Genomic DNA, 16,338 nt, shown 5'->3' on the forward strand with positions numbered 1-16,338 from the left:
ATAAAGGAGGGGATGTCAATGAAGATCCATCAGCTGGAGCTTTTCATCGGCAACCATGAAGAAACGGTTGCTTTTTATCGGGATATAGTAGGCTTCACGTGCACGACAAATGGTGACAGCTCGACGGATATTGAAGTGGGCGACGGAACCCTGACCGTCCATAAGAAAGCTGGGGTGGACTGCTACTACCATTTTGCTTTCAATATTCCGGTCAATCTGTTCGAGTCGGCAAAAGCGTTTATGGCCGAGCGGGTGACGCTTGCAAGGGAGGATGATGAGGACGAGGTGTTTTTCAAAGAATCCAAGGCCCGATCCTTCTACTTTCTAGACCCCGCTGGAAATATTGTCGAATTCATTGCGAGAGAAGGTGTGAACCCCGATTCACACGCGGGATCATTCAGTCCATCAGAGGTTCTGGGGATCAGTGAGATCGGTGTATCATCGGATGAAGTGTACCGTTGTTCCCAAGAAGTGCTGGCAAAAGGGATCCCGGTGCGAAATGAAAGGCCAGTATCAAACGGGGAAACCTTGAACTTCATGGGGGAGACCGGTGATGGAACTTTCATCATCATCGGGAGGGCCGGGAGACGCTGGATTTTCTCAGACAAACCAGGATTGCCCGCCCCGACGATCATCAAGACAGACAGGGGCACCATGATGTTCCATCTAGGTGGTTGAAGACAAACCTATTGGTGTGTATAATTATACAAAACGGAGAATGAATGTGCATTTTACATGAAAGTAGACACAACTCAATGGATACATATTTAAAATTTGTACTCGTCGGATTTTCCATTGCCCTCCCCGTGGGGGCCGTAACCGTGGAAATGACCAAGCAGGGACTGAAAAACGGCTTCCTCCACGGCTGGGCAGTGGGCGTCGGCGGAATGACGATCGATTTCTTCCTTGTTCTTGCCATGTATCTCGGACTCGCCCAGGTCCTGTCCCTGCCGTATGTACAGCTGCCCCTATGGGTGGTAGGAGCCATCTTCCTATTTGGCCTTGCTTATGATTCAATCAAGAATGCCGACCATGGGATCACGATGGCAGGGGATCGACCCCAATCCTCTTTATGGAAGACCTACCGGAACGGAGTGCTCGTGGCTGTATCGCCTGGTAATCTCGTTTTCTGGGTCTCTGTATTCGGCACGGTCCTGGCCGATTCCTATTCAGGCTCGAAGATCGGATTTGTCCTGGCTGCAGCGGGGGTTCTTACGGGAATTTTGATCCATGACCTGGGACTGCTCTCGATCGTGGCCGCCACCCGCAGGGCCATGAATCGAGCGATGATCAAATGGACGTCGATCGCAGCCGGGATCCTGCTATTCGGCTTCGGATGTTACTTCTTATACGAATTTGTACACGACATCAAAGACTATCTGTAAATGAAAAACCGGCCTTCAATGGCCGGTTTTCTTATGAATGGTTCAAAATCGAGCGTGAGTGCCCCGACCTGAAGCTCCTGAAAGCAAGAAGCAGGGCAGCTGCACCGAGTAGAAGAAGCACAATACTGAAATAACTGCTTCCTTCTGTGACGCCGCTGATCAAGTAGAGGCCACCGATGATGGAGGCAAAACCTACAATCCCGTTACCGATCATATGGGCACGGGCCTTCAAGAAGCGGTCGATGACCCATAATGCAATGACAGCTGCGCAAATCGTCGTCACAATCGGGAAAAATGGCCGGAATTTCGCTGCATAGATGAAGAAGTCCCCCTGATTGATATCCCCCGTTTTTGTCACTTCCCCCGCGCTCGCCGACACCTTCGCCGAATTCTTCCACTCGAACTGATCCTCGAGCAGCGCACTTCCTTCATACATGGAAAAGTAGAACGCGAATGGAAGGATTGTAAGGCAGACCAGGAATATCAAGGTCTTCACATTCCTTTTATTCAATTCAATCACACCTTTTTTCAATGCTTCATCAGACATGAGGTGTTGTTCCGGGAGGCTCCTGCCTGCCCGTAAGCTGGGACCATTCAACTTTAGACACTTGATGTGCCCACCATCAACGCTTGTCCCTTCAATGTTAAGAAAACCCCCATAAGAATCACTGGGCAGATGAAGCATCCTGATTTGCCCATATTATACCATCTTCACCCAGTTGAATTGAAGTTACATTTTGTTAACATCGGAATGCATGAAAAAGGCCACAACAAAAGCCGGTTTCCATCGAAACCGGCTTTCATTCTTCATTATGTTGAGTGAGGTCGAAAATCTTCCTCGATTCAAAAAGGTCGATGACCTGATTCAGCCAATTATAGTATTCAATGGCGTAGGTGATCCTCTCGAGGTGATCCTTTGCCCTCTGAGCGGTTTCTTCGTCATCTGTGTCTGCTATGGCAGTTTCCAGGTCCCGCATGGATTTGACGGAGGCGTCGAGATTCATCTGGGTTCCCTTCCTCCATTGAGTGGTGAACCGGTCGATGAAGTTTTGATACCAGTCATTCTTCACCTGGTACAGATCCTTCCTCTCACCCTTTCGCCATACTTTTTCAACCATATTCAATTCCAACAACGTCCTGACACCGGTGGACATGCTGGTTTTACTCATTTCCAGCTCTTCCTTCAGCTCATCCAGGGTCATTGGTCTATTTTCAAAATAGAGGGTCCCGTAAATGCGTCCTATGGAAGGAGAAACCCCGTATAAATGCATGTTTCTCGCCACGGATTCAATGACTCTCTCCCGTGCCTGGGCGACTAAACCTTCATTATGCATAATACACCACCATTCTAATCACAATAAAAAAGGACGGAAACCATCCTTAACTATTCATCTTGATTTATTTTAAGGTTTGAATTCTTCAAAGTAAAGGGAACATAAAGAGAGGATATGGGAGGATATCCAAAGAAATCTAAGAATAAGATGATTTCGAACGTACAGTTTTAACTGTACGGACTATATACGTTGAATATGAAGGTTTATCCCATTTGTTACCTCCGACAAAAGTCCTTTATACTTTTAAGGTATGCTAGAAAAATCGCTCGGATTCGACAAAATTTGACGTTTTTAAACAAAGTTAGAGGTGGATTTATGGCTGAGAAGAAAATTAGCGTTCAAAACGTTACTAAAGTCTTTGGTAAATCGCCCCAACAGGGAGTCAAACTCCTGAACGAGGGCAAGACCAAACGGGAAATACTTGAAAAGACCGGCATGACCGTCGGTGTAAACAAAGCAAGCTTCGATGTATATGCAGGTGAAATCTTCGTAATCATGGGGCTTTCAGGAAGTGGAAAATCAACATTGGTAAGGATGCTCAATCGCCTGATTGACCCGACCGATGGAGAAGTCCTCATTGATGGCAAGAACATCGTTAAGCTCAAACCCAACGAGCTTAGGGAAGTAAGAAGGAAGAAACTGAGCATGGTGTTCCAACGCTTCGCACTATTCCCTCACCGAACTGTTCTCGATAATACTGAATATGGACTTGAAGTCCAAGGTGTAGAAAAATCCAAACGTAAGCAAAAGGCTATCGAATCCCTTGAGCTTGTAGGTCTCAAAGGATACGAAAACAGCTACCCGAGCGAACTCAGCGGTGGTATGCAGCAGCGTGTCGGTCTGGCGCGTGCCCTTGCAAACGACCCTGATATCCTTCTCATGGATGAAGCATTCAGCGCATTGGATCCGTTGATCCGTAAAGACATGCAGAATGAACTTCTCGAGCTTCAAGAGAAAATGGAGAAGACCATCGTCTTCATCACCCATGACCTTGATGAAGCCCTTCGCATCGGCGACCGCATCGCCCTTATGAAAGATGGGAACATCGTACAGGTGGGTACACCGGAAGAGATCATGACAAACCCTGCCAACGACTATGTTGAGCGTTTCGTAGAGGACGTCGACTTGTCTAAAGTGCTCACTGCTGAGCATGTCATGAAGCGCCCTGAAATGGTGCGCATCGACCGCGGACCGCGTGTAGCCGTGAAAGTCATGAAGGACGAGGGGATCTCCCACTTGTTCGTCGTGGACAGCAAACAGAAGCTGCTTGGTGCCGTCACCATCGAAGCTGCTTCGGCAGCGGTGAAAAATCAACAAACGCTTCAGGATATCCTGATCACGGATATCGAGTCTCTCAAACCTGAGACACTGCTTGTCGATATGTTCGAACAAGTCGCAACGGCAAGCCTGCCACTTCCAGTCGTGACAGAAGAAGGCAGACTGCGTGGAGTCATCGTAAGGGGTGCCGTATTAGGCGCACTTGCCGGTCTCGAATCAGACATGAATCTTACAACCGAAACAAAAGAACACTCAGATACAAATGTAGACGCTGAGGGAATCGAGGTGAATAACATATGACATTCCTACCGAAACTTCCGTTAGCAAGCTGGGTGGATAGCTTCGTCAACTGGATCAAAGACATCTTCGGACCGTTCTTTGACTTCCTGACTGATGCCATCGGATCTGTTGTTGATTTCTTCGTCATGGTTCTTGAATCGATCCCTACGCTTCTGTTGATTTTGATTTTTGTTGCCCTCGCCTGGTGGGTGAGCCGCTGGACCATCGCCGTATTTACGGCAGTCGGCCTGTTGCTCATTGACAATCTTGGTTACTGGGATGGAACGATCGATACGCTCGCCCTCGTCTTAGCATCCGTTATCATATCTATCATAATAGGTATACCAATCGGGATCTGGATTTCACAAAGTGACCGCGCGATGAAAATCATCACGCCGATCCTTGACTTTATGCAGACGATGCCTGCATTCGTCTATCTGATTCCGGCAATCATCTTCTTCGGAATCGGAGTTGTACCGGGTATCATTGCATCTGTCATCTTCTCCATGCCTCCAACGATCCGTCTGACCAACCTCGGGATTCGTCAGGTGCCGGAAGATCTCGTGGAAGCATCGAATGCATTCGGTTCAACACCACGTCAGAAACTGTTCAAAGTTCAGCTGCCGCTGGCTACAAGCACCATCATGGCCGGTATCAACCAAAGCATCATGCTGGCCCTTTCCATGGTCGTCATCGCTTCACTTGTCGGTGCTCCTGGACTAGGCGCAGATGTTTACCGTGCTGTTACCCAATTGAAAGTCGGTGTTGGTTTTGAAGCTGGTCTGGCCATCGTCATCCTGGCGATTGTGCTCGATCGGATTTCTCAAAATATAGGTTCATCTAAAAACTAAAAGGGGGAAACACAATGAAAAAACTACGTATTGCTGGTTTGGCTTCCATCCTCGCTCTATCTGTAGGATTGGCCGCTTGTGGAAATGATTCAAAAGAAGGCAAGACCATCGGTGATGAAGTGGACTACAAAATCACCGGGATCGAGCCTGGAGCCGGTATCATGACGGCAACGAACAAAGCCCTGGAAGAGTACGATAATCTTAAAGACTACAAATTGGTCGAGTCTTCTTCAGCTGCAATGGCTGCAGAGCTTGATAAAGCCATCAAAAATGAAGATCCAATCATCGTGACCGGCTGGACTCCGCATTGGATGTTCGCCAAGTATGACCTGAAATATTTGAAAGACCCTAAAGGTGTGTACGGTGACGCTGAAAAAATCGAAACCTTCGCACGTAAAGGTTTGAAAGAAGATCAACCGAGCGCCTACACCGTGCTGGATCAGTTCAGCTGGACGAATGATGACATCGGTGAAGTCATGGTCGATATCCAAGAAGGTACCGATCCTGCCGAAGCTGCTGATAAATGGGTAAAAGACAACAAAGATAAAGTCGATGAATGGACAAAAGGTGCTGACAAAGTAAGCGGCGAAGACATCACCCTTTCTTATGTAGCATGGGATTCCGAAATCGCCAGCACGAATGTTGTGGCAAAAGTACTTGAGAGCATCGGATACAAAGTGAAGCTTGTTCAGCTGGATGCAGGTCCAATGTTCACGGCTGTAGCTGAAGGAAATGCAGATGCGACGGTATCCGGATGGTTGCCATTGACTCATAAAGACTACCTTGATAAATATGGTGATAAGATGGACCGTCTTGGACCAAACCTTGAAGGTGCAAAAACAGGTCTTGTCGTTCCTTCTTATGTAGAAGCCGACTCAATCGAAGATCTTAAATAATGAATGAAATGAAAGAGGATGCCTCCTGATAACGGGGGCATCCTCTTTTTTATCCTTATAATTCCAATGTCATGAACCGGCTGTTCGGGTCATCGGTATATGATCCGAATGGTGGGCAGTAATGGAAGCCTGCGCGCTCATACAGGAGCTGAGCAGGACGGAAGGCATCCATGGAGCCTGTCTCAAGACTGAGCCGGCGATACCCCCGATTCTTTGCTTCCTGTATGATGTGGGAGAGAAGGGCGCCGGCCACGCCTTTCCGAAGGTGTCCGGGGTCGGTCTTCATGGATTTAATTTCACCGTGGGTGGGATCTAGTTCTTTCAAGGCTCCGCACCCGGCCAGGGATTCCTCTATCCAGGCACTCCAAACGGTAACATCCTCTCTCCTGAGCTTATCGATTCCCAACGCATGCACACTTTCCGGTGGGGACGTCTCATTCATGCTTGCTAGATGACTTGTAATCAATTCTTGAATGACCGCTCCCGATACATCATCTACTATGATTTTCACTTCATTTCCCCCTCAAGGCTTAACGTATCTCTTTGGATCAACCGATTGTTTCATGTGAAACGTTTTGCGTCATATCCAACACAGATGCAATGGGCTATCACCATTTTATGAAAAATAAGAAGAAGTTTCCATAGAAGGAATATTAATTGGATATTATACCATTTATAATCCAAAAGAATCACTTTTATTTTCATGATTAGTCTTAAATACCTACAAATATAAGTGTAATTCTATTCAAACTCCATGAGGATGGCCGATAGTTATAGGGTAGAATCCACGGAGGTGTAAATGTGTTTATTATAAAAAAAGAAAATGTATCCCCCATGTTAATGGAAACGGCCCAGCACCTTCATATACCCGTTATTGATGAAGAGTGCGAAGGACCATTGGAACTGGACGAGCATTCCAGAGTACTGACGAATTCCGAGGCATGCCTTCAGCGTCTGAATGAATGGGCGCCTCATCATCCTTTCACCCGGATTTCCCAGATGGTCAAACAAAAGGCAACGTTCAGAGCGATGTTGTCCGATCTATTCCCGGACTACTATTTCCAACTGGTATCCCTGCAAGAATTACGCTCCATGTCAAAAGAGATCCTGCCATTCCCCCTCGTCATCAAGCCGAATAAAGGCTATTCAAGTGTCGGGGTGAAGCTGGTTCAAGATCGCTCCGAATGGGATCGATCCGTTGCTGAGCTATATGGCGAGCTGACCCTGTCCAAGGGAGTCTACAGCGAGTCGGTCGTAGACCAGGACGAGATCATCATCGAGAAGTGGATTGACGGGGAGGAGTATGCAGTCGACTGCTACTTCGATCATGAAGGGAAACCGGTGATCCTGAACATCCTGAAGAGGATGTTTGCCTCTTCAACCGATACATCCGACCGTATGTACTATACGTCTACGTCCATCGTGGCAGAAGTATTCCATGAAGTGGAGGGATTCCTTCACAAACTTAGCGGGATGCTTGAAGTCAGTCACTACCCCTTCCACTTGGAGCTGCGCCGCAGTGAAGCCGGTATGATGGCAATTGAGTTGAACCCGCTCCGCTTTGCTGGAGCCGGTACGACGGATATCAGTACCCATGCATACGGCATCAATGGTGCAGAGGCTTATATGCTCAATGAACGTCCGGACTGGTCGGAAATCTTAAAGCGCACCGACGATCGCATCTATGGGTTCTGTTGCATAGAACTTCCTGTAGACATATTGAAACAGGACTTGCACAGCTTTGATCATGAAGCATTGAAAGAACGTTTCACGGATATCCTCGAATACCGGAACGTCGAATCATCTGATGATCAGATGCTTTCAGTGGTCTTTTTCAGAACGTCATCCATGGAAGAGGTTCACGATCTTCTGCACGTAGAGTTGAACCCGTATATCACCGAGAAGAAAGAGGGGGTACCGTCATGAAATCATTCAATCTGAATCCGAAGAAGTCACTGCAAGGCCAGATGTTCCTGAACTTCATGATTCCATTTGCAATCATCGGACTGGCGCTGTTCATTTTCGTGAAATCCATCACCGGATACATTATCGATGAACATGTGCTTCCGGAATTCGATCAGATCCTCGAGATGAATGGAGAGAATTTATCCGCGTTCACCGATGAAAACGTCGTGAATCAGGTGATAGCAGGCGAGGGTGGTGAATCCCAGCTCACAACATTCCTTGATGAGTACGCCAAGGGCAAGGAAGGCCTCGAGTACGTGTACGTGCTGACCCGGCAGAATGGGAAAGACTACATCGTCGGGATGAATGGATCGTCCGATGCCATGGTGGAATCTCCGTTCACGGATGATCAGGCACGTGCGTTTGAGGAGAAGAAATCCGTCCTTACCTCTATTTATACAGATAAATGGGGAAGTCATAAATCCTACTTCGTTCCGGTGGATGGATCTGATGCCATCATCGGCGTCGATATGAGCACGCAGTTCATAGATGACCTCATCACCACGATCAATCTTTTCCTCATCGGATTTGTGGTCATGGCCATCCTCATCGGCGGTGTCATTGCATACTTATTCGGACGCAACATGAATAAGCATATCCAGAAGCTTGTCCACTCCATGGATAAAATGGCCAGTGGAGATCTGACCGAAGAAATCACCACGTCGAGGCAAGACGAGATCGGGACCCTTTCCGATAAGTTCGAGCATATGCGCGGGAATCTTATCCGGATGATCGAAAGCGTGAAGACGAATGCAGACGCGATCGATGCCACAAGCGTTGATCTCGTGACAGGCTTCAGTGAGATGACCGAGGCTTCGGAACAAATCGCCACGGGAACGATGGAGGAAGCGCGGGCGAGCGAGAGCCGCTCACAGCATATCGAGCGGATCTCAGCCGGTACCACTTCCATGTCTGATGAAGTGAAGGCTTTGACAGAACAGACCGGACTCATCGACCAGTTCACACAGAGCACGAGCCAACGGGCAAAAGAAGGGTCTGATCAGATTGTGAGGATCACCGATCAAATCACCCGGATCCAGAAGAACAGCCAGATCAGCCACGAACGATTGATGACCCTGGAAAATAAAATCGTCGCCATCAACCGGGATATTGACCTGATCAAGGACATTTCAGATCAAACCAATCTCCTCTCACTTAATGCTTCCATTGAAGCAGCCAGGGCGGGAGAAGCTGGAAAAGGGTTTGCCGTCGTGGCAGAAGAGGTTCAGAATCTGGCGCGCCTGACTGATTCCAATGTAAAAACCATTAATCAGGCCATCCAAGAGATCAACCAGCAGACAGCCGAAATGATGGATGCCAACAAAGAAGTCAATTCCGATATCGAAGACGGAGTGAATCTTGTAGCTACAAGCGGAGAGCTGTTTGAAACCATCTTCCACGGTGTCCAGGGCCTCTCCGATGAAGTGAGGAAAATGGTATCGAGCATGGATACCGTGCAATCAAACACAAAAGATTCCATTGAATCCATCCATGAAATCGCGGCGATCTCAGAGGAAGGGGTGGCGACGCTTCAGGAAATCGCCTCATCTTCCGAACAGCAGAATACCACGGTCCGAACCCTTCAAACGAAAAACAGTGAGCTGAAGACCATGGCCGACTCATTGAAGGAAGAAGTCCAAAGGTTCAAATTGTAGGAATACAAAAAAAGGAAACCCAAGAATGAAGGAAACTCATTCTTGGGTTTTTTCGTTTGGCGTCAGCGGTCATTCAATGCAGCGAAGTAGGATCCAATTCTATCAAACGTGTCTGAGGTCCTTTCCATCAGCCATTCCTTCATCTCTTCGCGGTCCTTCAAGGGGGTCTGGTCAATGATGTTAGAGAGGAAGGCCTTCTTTACTGCGTCTATTGCCGGCTGGATGTCATCTCCGTGCCGGATTCCTTCAAAGAAAGTGATGTACGTCTGTACAAGCTCATCCTTCAGGATCCGATCGGATTTCCCCAGGCGGTTGGTGATGCGCACTTCTTTTTCCTGTTCAGGCGTCAGACGTACATCAGGTACAGCGATTGATGCCCGTGCCTGGAAGAATCGCTCTTCCAACGAACTGTGATGTTCGACGACCGCACGGTTATGCTTTGCGTATCCATCGATGAGGTCATTGAATCCTGCCTGAGTATCACCGGTCAGGAACTTCTCGCTGAATCGATTCAATGCCGAAAGGGAAGCGGCATATTCCAGATGCGCTTCGAATGAATCCAACTCTCTGGTGATTCCGCCGGCAAGATCGATTCCGCCGACGTGCAGACTGTCCAATCCATCCGTGATCCGCTTTAGATGCTCTTCCATGGATGCGACTTCTTCTCGTGATTTCCCCTCGAAAGCTCCCTGCTCCTGAAGGGATTGACTAAAGATCAGCCATTGATCCTTGGGCTTGTAGGAGAAAGGATCATCGGGATCAATGGTGGTCTTGGAATAAAGGTCCTCCATCCTGATCTTCTCCGTATCGGCGAACGTTCTCCACTCATTGGAAAGAGTGACAGTATACGCCTTGTCTTCTTTTGGAATCGTTACGGGGGCCTTCGGAAAAGCAGGTGCATGTCCATTCTGGTTCAGATCCTTGGGGGCGCCCATCAATGCCCCGGTATACGAAAGATCGATCTTCATATTCCTCCACCTCATTTACACATTTTTATTCCTGTTACTGTCATTATCGGAATAATCAGGATGTTGTGAAGGCCGGGTGTGGAATTGACGTCAACGGGCCGCCAATTCTTGTAGAATGGAGGATCTCCTTAGCTTCCACAAAGGGAAAAGGACCGCCGCCATACCGAGGAAGGGGGAGAGGATCAAACAACCCCCAGTGAATGCCCACGACATGACAAATGAATGATGGTCCAGGGCAGACAAGAGAAGCTGAAGCAGGATGGTCCCGTAAAGGGAGCCCAGGATGCCGCCTGCCGATGTAATGAGGACTCCTTCGGTCAGGATCAAGCGTGAAATCTTCCTGAACGATATCCCTAACGCCCTCATCGTCGCGATTTCCCTTCTTCGTTCCTTCAGGCTTCCTGTCATGTTGTTCATCAATCCGATCAAGGCCAATAGGCATATGAGGGAAATGGTAATCCCCAGAAAAGTGGTCCTTTGGAGGAATTGATGTTGCAAGAGCTCCAGTTCCTCGCCCTTATCCAACGAAATCGCCTCAGATGTTCCTTCATTTTGAACAAACGTTTGAATATGTGCTTCATGCTCCTCCTTTTTGGAGGAATCGGTAAGGGTGTAGTGGATTTCATCCAAGCTGACCGGTCCCATGTTCGCTTCCATCCAACTCGGTGAGGTGTAGAAGGAGAAATCCTCCCGATCGCCGAAAGGGAATGCCTGTATGATACCGGTTACCTTTAAGTCTACTGTTTCATATCCTTTCTTCCATTTACCTGAGCCATAGTCGTAGCTTGATTCTCTTACCATGGAGATGGAATCTCCAACCAGGAGGCCAAGTTTTTCCGACATAAAGGAAGTGATGACTACCCCTCCCTCATTGAAATCGGTCATCTTGATTTCCCCTGCTGAAATCATAAGGGGAAACGCCTGTTGAAGCACCTTCCAGTCCACGGGTTGAAGTGAGGTGAGCAATTCAGGCTTACCGTCTACATCAATCGTACTCATATCAGTGCCGTGCATCTTCCATCCATCGGTAATCATGAGCTCTCCTTTATAAATAGGCACGGCAGAGACCCCGTCAAGCTCTTGGATATCGTGGAATAATTCTGGACTGAATCCATCTTGATCCAATCCTGTATTCGACTGAAGGATATGATCGAGTGGATAACGATCCATGATGCTCTTCATCGTATCCTGCTTGACGGTACCGAGCACCCCCGTACCAACGAATCCGATCGAGCAGGCAAGCATCGCAACGGCCGCAATCTGGACGCTTCGTCGCGCCTGCCTTAGGGTGCTGCGCCTCGCCAGGGATGCCCCATTGCGGATCAGGGGTGCAAGAAGGGAGCTCAATGCACGGATGGTCCAGCTGAAAAGGGCAGGCAGTAGGAGTCCAGTCCCGATTGTAAGGAGGGCTGCTGAGGCAAGATGTCCCTTTGCTCCCCCTGATAAGAGTGCCGCTATCAGGGCGAAGGCGATGGCCACAGCCCCCAGCAAGTTCCTGACCCAACCGCCCTTGTGACCATGAATGCTCGCCTCACGGTATGCATGAAGCGGACGTTCGCGGCTGGCAAGGACGGCTGGGAGACAGCTGCCCGCTACAGTGACCATCATCCCCCCGACCAGACTCAGGAGGGCAAACGACGGATCGAATGTGAGCCTGGTAATGGTCAGTCCGCTCATGCGGGCCGGGAAGCCTTGCAGCATGAAGGCGAGACCTGCGCCAATGCCGATTCCGAGCAAGCCCGATACAAGCGCGAGGATGATGGCCTCGGTCATGACCAGCCATACGATCTGACGCCTTTTCGATCCGAGCAGGCGAAGGGTGGCGATTTCTTTCTTCCGTTCCTGGATCGACATCTGCAGGGTGCTGATGAGGAGAAGTGTACTCCCCAGCGTCACGGCGGCACCCAGTCCCTGGACGAGAGGTTTCAGTCCGCCAAGCTGGCTGCGTTCGGTATCCTTTGCAGCCTGCCGGTCGATATATAAATCCGGATCAATCTCATTCAGCTTCTGGAGGACAGCCTCCTTCTCTCTCCAATCACTGAGGTCGAGCATGACGGTCGTTGTATGACCTGATTGTCCGGTTGCATCTGCAAGCCATTTCCGCTCGAACAAAAAAATAAAGTTGGTATGCTCGCTCTTGGCAAGGATCCCTGACACCCGTACGGTCCGGTCTTTACCCGGGGGGAACGGAAGGGTCAATTCTGAGCCGATGGAAAGATGATGTGATTTGGCCCAGCTGTATGGAATCGCAATCTCCCCGTTCCCCGGCAGCGTGCCCGAAGAAAGCTTCCCCAAGGGGTGCTCACTGGTCAACGGCACGCGATCCACACCGATGTACATGGGCTGGAGCTGGGTGACGGACTGGTACGGATGATCGTCCCCGATGTAGGGATAGAGAAACGAACTTGTGCGGGACACCTCCTGATAGGATTGGATGTCTTTCACCTGTTCATCCGTCAGGAACGATGAAGCGGTTTGATAGCCTGCGATGATTTCATATCGGCCATATTTCTCTTCGGCAATCCCTTCATTGGCGACCTCCAGGGACGTCATCAGGATGTTGGTGGCAAACAGCAGGGCGAATCCGAGTGAGACCCCTATGATGGATAAAATGGTCCGGCTCTTCCGGGAGAGCAGGAAGCGAATGGCTAAACGAAGGGCTGTCATCATAGGGAGAACCTCTCGATTTCCTGATTGAGAAGGGCCGTTTTCTCCATGATGGAGTGTTTTCCTGAAAGGCGCGTGTCGTTTATAAGTACCCCGTCGCGAAGGAAGATGACCCGATGGGAGTGGGCGGCAACCTGAGCATCATGGGTGACCATGATGAGGGTGTGACCGAGCTCTTCGGTAAAAGCTCGCAGAAGCTGCAGGATCTCCTTTCCGGTTTTTGAATCCAGGCTTCCGGTCGGTTCATCGGCGAGGATGATCTTAGGCTCTGTCGCCAGGGCCCTCGCAATCGCCACCCGCTGCTGTTGTCCACCCGAGAGCTCGGAGGGGAACGAACCGGCAAGGTGGGAAATGCCGAGATGATCCAATAGATCCATGGCCCTTTTCTTTATGCCTTTCCTCTTTGAAGCCAGATCTGAAGGAAGGGTGACATTCTCCAGAACCGTAAGAACCGGGATCAGGTTGAAGAACTGGAAGATGAATCCGATGTGATCCCTTCTCAGTTCGGTGAGGGCACCGTCTCTCAATGAGTGGACAGGCTGCCCGTTCAGGTGGATGGTCCCCCTGGTCGGTTGATCGAGTCCGGCCATCATATTCAACAGGGTCGATTTCCCTGAACCGCTTGTCCCCATGATGGCAAGGAACTCACCCTTTTCCACGTTCATCGTCAGATCCTTCAGGGCATGGAAGGCGTTGGAGCCCTGCCCGTATACTTTTTCAAGATGGTTGATTTGCAAGATGGTCATATCATTTCCTCCTCTATGACCGTATCGTACAGAAGGGACCTCAACTCCCCATCGGGAAAGTATCAAGAAACTATCAAGTTTATCCAAGGATGGGATTGATATAATAAAAGAAAAACAGATGGGAACGAAACAGATGAGTAGACGAATATTGATTGTAGATGATGAAAAAGAGATTGCAGACCTCTTGGAAGACTTTCTTATGGTGGAAGGATTCCATGTCTCGAAGGCCTTCAACGCAAAGGAAGCCAGGAAGCACCTCGAAAAAGAAGAAATCTTTCTTATTTTGCTGGATATCATGATGCCGGACGATTCCGGCTTTACCCTGTGCAAGGAGATCCGCCGGACATCGTCCATCCCCATTCTCTTCCTGAGTGCCTTGGATGATGATACAAGTAAGATCAGGGGACTCAGCATCGGGGCGGATGATTATATTGTCAAAAATGCTTCCCCCGGAGAAATCGTGGCACGAGTCAAGGCAGTGGAGCGGAGGATCGGTCCCACCCTTTCTTCGACCTTGTCCTATGCAGGTGTCTCGCTCCATACTGATTCACGTACATTCCAGGTGGGGAACGAACGGGTGAACCTGACGGGGAAGGAGTACGAGCTCATGCATCTATTCCTTGAGGGACCCAATCAGGTTTACACCTACGAACAGATCCTGGAGAGGATCTGGGGGTATGAAGGAGGGGACTTCCACACCGTCAGGGTCCACGTTGCCAAGCTGAGGGAGAAGGTTCAGGAAAAGACGTCACGCTTCCAGATTTCAACGGTATGGGGCGTCGGGTACAAAGCGGAGGAGCTGATCCATGCGTAAGGAGGCCCTTTCGATTAAACAATGGCTTCTGCTCTTCCTGCTTCTCTTCATGGTTCTCCCTTTATTGGTGACAAGGGGCGTCGTCTCCCTTTATGAGGGTTGGCATGCGTCAGAGGCCGAATCGTTCCTTCCGAGCCTGGAGCCTTGGGTGAACGAAGACGTCCTCTCAAAGTCTGACCTATGGAAAGACATCGGGTGGCAAGAAGAGATGGAGATGGAAGCTGAGGAGAAGGAAGTCGAACTGAAAATCTTCGACGGTGAGGACAAACTCTTATTCTCTAACATGAAGCAAGGGGGAAGCCAGGGCCTCTCCTTTCTTGAGGAATATCCGCTGATGGATGGTCAGGAACGGCAAGGGACGGTCTACGTCAAAGATTTGAGGAGTCCCGTCATGCCGGAGCGACCTTCCTGGCTGAACTATCTCGTTAATGAATGGGGAGGCGGGTTCATCTTTCTTGCGGTATTCGCCCTCATTCTTATTATTGGTTCACGCTTCATCAGGAAGAAGATCCTCCTGCCTGTAAAAGAACTGAAGGAGGCAGCGGAACTCATCAGCACCAGGCAGTTCCATTCGCAGCTGCCCTCTACTCCGGTCAAGGAACTGAATGACCTGTCCAGGTCCATCTCCGCCATGCAGGTGAAGCTGGAGGAATCCACGACCCGTCAGGCTCAGATGGAGGAGGAAAGAAAGATGTTCATCTCCTCCATCATCCATGATCTCCGGACCCCGCTTTTCTCGATCAGGGGATACTTGGAAGGGATACAAAAGGGAGTGGCCGATACGCCGGAGAAGAGGATGAACTATGTCGACATCAGCCACCGGAAGGCAAACGTCCTCAATCAGCTTATCGACGAGCTTCATACGTACACGAAGATGAATTTGCTCGATGCCAAGCTCTCTCTTCAACAGGTGGATATGGGCCTCCTGACAGAGGAGCTCGTGATCAGTCTCATGCCTTTGGCGAAGGAGAAAGCTCAGGCATTATCGATAAGATCTGAAGGGGATTTTGTAGCCGATGCAGATCCTTTTCTCTTTTCACGTGCCCTTGAAAACATCATCGGCAATGCCATCCGGTACACGCCGTCACACGGGGAAGTGACGGTGACTGTCAGTTCTTCAAGCATTGCAGTGGAAGACAACGGGGAAGGCATACCTCCTCACGAAATCCACTCCATCTTTCAGCCCTTATATCGCGGGGAACATTCACGCAACAGGGAGACAGGGGGAAGCGGACTCGGACTCGCCATTGCCAAGCAAATCGTGGAACGTCATGGGGGACAGATCGAGGTGGAGAGCTGTATGGGGAAAGGGTCGACATTCATTATCCGATTATAGATAGATTAAAGCGTTTACATAAATAAAGGGTCAGAATTTTATAAATAAAAGGTTGATTTTTCCTTGAAACCATATTAGTATAAATTTTATTAATCCGATGAATTTAATATGAATTAGCGGAGCTGATCGGACAAACCGAAGGCCCTATTACCCTTTCAAGGGGG

15 protein-coding genes are annotated in these 16,338 nt (G+C 49.3%); 9 read left to right on the forward strand and 6 right to left on the reverse strand.

The genetic code is table 11. From position 1 onward, the window contains the following. Positions 1 to 18: 18 nt before the first annotated feature. Both D5E69_RS01150 and D5E69_RS01155 read left to right on the forward strand, forming a co-directional pair. On the forward strand, positions 19 to 678 hold the full coding sequence (locus D5E69_RS01150; RefSeq protein ID WP_159129095.1) for a VOC family protein: 660 nt from the start codon (positions 19 to 21) through the stop codon (positions 676 to 678). 77 nt (positions 679 to 755) lie between these two features. Beyond that, positions 756 to 1,385: a LysE family transporter gene (locus D5E69_RS01155; RefSeq protein ID WP_053427891.1), complete on the forward strand. Its 630-nt coding sequence runs from the start codon at positions 756 to 758 to the stop codon at positions 1,383 to 1,385. A 31-nt stretch (positions 1,386 to 1,416) separates the two neighbouring features. Here the strand turns inward: D5E69_RS01155 and D5E69_RS01160 are convergent, their stop codons facing one another. Both D5E69_RS01160 and D5E69_RS01165 read right to left on the reverse strand, forming a co-directional pair. Then, positions 1,417 to 1,983 carry a DUF4306 domain-containing protein gene (locus D5E69_RS01160; protein ID WP_159129096.1) on the reverse strand — a complete coding sequence of 189 codons (567 nt, stop codon included), beginning with the start codon at positions 1,981 to 1,983 and terminating at the stop codon, positions 1,417 to 1,419. A gap of 202 nt (positions 1,984 to 2,185) precedes the next feature. After that, a complete protein-coding gene (locus D5E69_RS01165; RefSeq protein WP_048007305.1) occupies positions 2,186 to 2,719 on the reverse strand; it encodes a GbsR/MarR family transcriptional regulator in 534 nt (177 codons plus the stop codon). Positions 2,720 to 3,034: 315 nt separating this feature from the next. Between D5E69_RS01165 and proV the strand changes: the two genes are divergently transcribed. From proV to D5E69_RS01180, 3 genes are read left to right on the forward strand one after another with little or no spacing between them, the layout of a single operon-like run. Then, positions 3,035 to 4,297 (forward strand): glycine betaine/L-proline ABC transporter ATP-binding protein ProV, encoded by a 1,263-nt coding sequence (gene proV, locus D5E69_RS01170; protein WP_048007304.1) that lies wholly within the window; start codon positions 3,035 to 3,037, stop codon positions 4,295 to 4,297. After that, on the forward strand, positions 4,294 to 5,127 hold the full coding sequence (locus tag D5E69_RS01175; RefSeq protein ID WP_048007303.1) for an ABC transporter permease: 834 nt from the start codon (positions 4,294 to 4,296) through the stop codon (positions 5,125 to 5,127). Before proV ends, D5E69_RS01175 begins: the two co-directional genes overlap by 4 nt. 14 nt (positions 5,128 to 5,141) lie before the next feature. After that, entirely contained in the window at positions 5,142 to 6,023 is an 882-nt protein-coding gene (locus D5E69_RS01180; RefSeq protein WP_048007302.1) for a glycine betaine ABC transporter substrate-binding protein, read from the forward strand. Between the two features lie 55 nt (positions 6,024 to 6,078). Here the strand turns inward: D5E69_RS01180 and D5E69_RS01185 are convergent, their stop codons facing one another. Further along, positions 6,079 to 6,534: a GNAT family N-acetyltransferase gene (locus tag D5E69_RS01185; RefSeq protein ID WP_159129097.1), complete on the reverse strand. Its 456-nt coding sequence runs from the start codon at positions 6,532 to 6,534 to the stop codon at positions 6,079 to 6,081. A gap of 290 nt (positions 6,535 to 6,824) precedes the next feature. Between D5E69_RS01185 and D5E69_RS01190 the strand changes: the two genes are divergently transcribed. Both D5E69_RS01190 and D5E69_RS01195 read left to right on the forward strand, forming a co-directional pair. Then, entirely contained in the window at positions 6,825 to 7,949 is a 1,125-nt protein-coding gene (locus tag D5E69_RS01190; protein ID WP_213085571.1) for an ATP-grasp domain-containing protein, read from the forward strand. Further along, on the forward strand, positions 7,946 to 9,643 hold the full coding sequence (locus tag D5E69_RS01195) for a methyl-accepting chemotaxis protein (protein WP_048007299.1): 1,698 nt from the start codon (positions 7,946 to 7,948) through the stop codon (positions 9,641 to 9,643). Before D5E69_RS01190 ends, D5E69_RS01195 begins: the two co-directional genes overlap by 4 nt. A gap of 62 nt (positions 9,644 to 9,705) precedes the next feature. Here D5E69_RS01195 and D5E69_RS01200 read toward each other — a convergent pair whose 3' ends face one another. The 3 genes from D5E69_RS01200 to D5E69_RS01210 form a co-directional block, all read right to left on the reverse strand. Beyond that, the gene (locus tag D5E69_RS01200; RefSeq protein ID WP_159129099.1) at positions 9,706 to 10,611 is read right to left on the reverse strand and encodes a hypothetical protein; all 906 of its coding nucleotides are present in this window, start codon (positions 10,609 to 10,611) and stop codon (positions 9,706 to 9,708) included. 90 nt (positions 10,612 to 10,701) lie between these two features. Then, positions 10,702 to 13,281 carry an ABC transporter permease gene (locus D5E69_RS01205; protein ID WP_159129100.1) on the reverse strand — a complete coding sequence of 860 codons (2,580 nt, stop codon included), beginning with the start codon at positions 13,279 to 13,281 and terminating at the stop codon, positions 10,702 to 10,704. Further along, positions 13,278 to 14,024, reverse strand: a complete 747-nt coding sequence (locus D5E69_RS01210; RefSeq protein WP_159129101.1) for an ABC transporter ATP-binding protein — start codon at positions 14,022 to 14,024, stop codon at positions 13,278 to 13,280. The genes D5E69_RS01205 and D5E69_RS01210 overlap by 4 nt, the downstream gene beginning before the upstream one ends. A 133-nt stretch (positions 14,025 to 14,157) precedes the next feature. Between D5E69_RS01210 and D5E69_RS01215 the strand changes: the two genes are divergently transcribed. Together D5E69_RS01215 and D5E69_RS01220 are read left to right on the forward strand one after the other, a co-directional pair. Continuing rightward, positions 14,158 to 14,838 (forward strand): response regulator transcription factor, encoded by a 681-nt coding sequence (locus tag D5E69_RS01215; protein WP_159129102.1) that lies wholly within the window; start codon positions 14,158 to 14,160, stop codon positions 14,836 to 14,838. Further along, positions 14,831 to 16,174 carry a sensor histidine kinase gene (locus D5E69_RS01220; RefSeq protein WP_048007295.1) on the forward strand — a complete coding sequence of 448 codons (1,344 nt, stop codon included), beginning with the start codon at positions 14,831 to 14,833 and terminating at the stop codon, positions 16,172 to 16,174. The genes D5E69_RS01215 and D5E69_RS01220 overlap by 8 nt, the downstream gene beginning before the upstream one ends. Positions 16,175 to 16,338: the final 164 nt, after the last annotated feature.

This window comes from Rossellomorea marisflavi, assembly GCF_009806575.1.
GTDB lineage: Bacteria > Bacillota > Bacilli > Bacillales > Bacillaceae_B > Rossellomorea > Rossellomorea marisflavi_A.

What these genes read in the sequence shown, in the direction of transcription:
- D5E69_RS01205 (WP_159129100.1), bottom strand. Translation starts at nt 13,281, where the DNA reads ATGATGACAGCCCTTCGTTTAGCCATTCGCTTCCTGCTCTCCCGGAAG.
- D5E69_RS01215 (WP_159129102.1), top strand. Translation starts at nt 14,158, where the DNA reads ATGAGTAGACGAATATTGATTGTAGATGATGAAAAAGAGATTGCAGAC.
- D5E69_RS01165 (WP_048007305.1), bottom strand. Translation starts at nt 2,719, where the DNA reads ATGCATAATGAAGGTTTAGTCGCCCAGGCACGGGAGAGAGTCATTGAA.
- D5E69_RS01150 (WP_159129095.1), top strand. Translation starts at nt 19, where the DNA reads ATGAAGATCCATCAGCTGGAGCTTTTCATCGGCAACCATGAAGAAACG.
- D5E69_RS01210 (WP_159129101.1), bottom strand. Translation starts at nt 14,024, where the DNA reads ATGACCATCTTGCAAATCAACCATCTTGAAAAAGTATACGGGCAGGGC.
- D5E69_RS01200 (WP_159129099.1), bottom strand. Translation starts at nt 10,611, where the DNA reads ATGAAGATCGATCTTTCGTATACCGGGGCATTGATGGGCGCCCCCAAG.
- D5E69_RS01220 (WP_048007295.1), top strand. Translation starts at nt 14,831, where the DNA reads ATGCGTAAGGAGGCCCTTTCGATTAAACAATGGCTTCTGCTCTTCCTG.
- D5E69_RS01175 (WP_048007303.1), top strand. Translation starts at nt 4,294, where the DNA reads ATGACATTCCTACCGAAACTTCCGTTAGCAAGCTGGGTGGATAGCTTC.
- proV (WP_048007304.1), top strand. Translation starts at nt 3,035, where the DNA reads ATGGCTGAGAAGAAAATTAGCGTTCAAAACGTTACTAAAGTCTTTGGT.
- D5E69_RS01180 (WP_048007302.1), top strand. Translation starts at nt 5,142, where the DNA reads ATGAAAAAACTACGTATTGCTGGTTTGGCTTCCATCCTCGCTCTATCT.
- D5E69_RS01155 (WP_053427891.1), top strand. Translation starts at nt 756, where the DNA reads ATGGATACATATTTAAAATTTGTACTCGTCGGATTTTCCATTGCCCTC.
- D5E69_RS01195 (WP_048007299.1), top strand. Translation starts at nt 7,946, where the DNA reads ATGAAATCATTCAATCTGAATCCGAAGAAGTCACTGCAAGGCCAGATG.